Raw genomic sequence first — 1,307 nt, forward strand, 5'->3', positions numbered from 1 at the left:
TAATGCCGATCAGTTAAGAAATTTTTAGCGATCGGTTGACCGATCCGGCAGAGCCTTCAAAATCCATAGTCAGACTCTCTGGCTATGGATTTTTTTATGTTTTTAAGTCAAGCGTTAGATCAACTGCAAGAATTTACACCAGATGATTTCAGTAAGTTACCTGATTTGCTGGAGCCTGAGTTAATCGAACAATGTCTGCAGGATACAGGCGTTACAACCGTACGGAAGCGACGCTTACCCATGGACTTTATGGTGTGGGCTGTTGTTGGGATGGCGCTTTTTAGGGACATGCCGATGCGGCAATTGGTTTCGCATCTTGATTTAATGTTGCCTGGTAACAGGCCCTACGTTGCACCAAGCGCTGTTGTTCAGGCACGGCAACGCTTGGGCGCTGACGTTATGAAACGGATGTTCGAACTTACTAACAAGCTGTGGTTCGATAAGCTACCAACGTCTCATTGGAATGACCTATCGATTTTGGCAGTGGATGGTACGATTTGGCGTACTCCTGATACACTCGAAAACAGTGAGCGTTTTGGGCGGACTGCTAATCAACGCAGAGAGTCTGACTATCCTCAAATTCGTATGGTTAATCAAATGGAAGTCAGCAGTCATTTAGTGACTGCAACGGAGTTTGGCAGTGTTGCAGAAGTCAGTGAAGTTGACTTGGCAGCTAAATTCATTGAACAAACCCCTGACCATTCGCTGACTTTATTTGATAAAGGCTTCTACGCACTGGGTCTGCTAGATCAGTGGCACCGTGCGGGTGAAGAGCGACACTGGCTTATCCCGCTCAGAAAAGGTGCGCAATATACTGTAAAAACATCATTCAGTAACACCGACAAACTGGTGGAAGTAAAACTATCGCCTCAGGCAAAAAGAAAGTGGGATAACGCACCTGAAACCGTTCAGGCGCGATTGGTTAGTAAGAAAATCGGCAAGAAGGATGTTGCTATATTAACCTCAATGACTGATACGATGCGCTATCCGGAAGCGGATATCGTCGACTTGTACGCCCACCGATGGGAAATTGAGCAAGCTTACCGGGAAATGAAACAATATATGCTCAAGAATGAACTGACCTTACGGAGTAAGCGTCCTGAGTTGGTTGAGCAAGAGCTCTGGGGAATGCTCGTGGCATACAACTTGTTACGATATATGATGGCCCAGATGGCTTACAGCCTGAAACACGTAGAGCCTAACCAAATTAGTTTTAAACAGGCCTCCCACTACTTGGTTGGCCAACTACACATACTCGTAAATATCTCTCCTGGCAAAATACCCAAAGTCATGGAGCAGATGATGGA

The 1,307-nt window shown here is 45.8% G+C and carries 1 protein-coding gene; it reads left to right on the forward strand.

All coding sequences use genetic code 11. The features are described from left to right. Nucleotides 1-96: 96 nt before the first annotated feature. Nucleotides 97-1,307: IS4 family transposase (locus tag DEU29_RS13950; protein ID WP_133541023.1), on the forward strand; the 1,211-nt coding region annotated here is incomplete at its 3' end.

The organism is Idiomarina aquatica (assembly GCF_004362895.1).
Classification (GTDB): Bacteria; Pseudomonadota; Gammaproteobacteria; order Enterobacterales; family Alteromonadaceae; genus Idiomarina.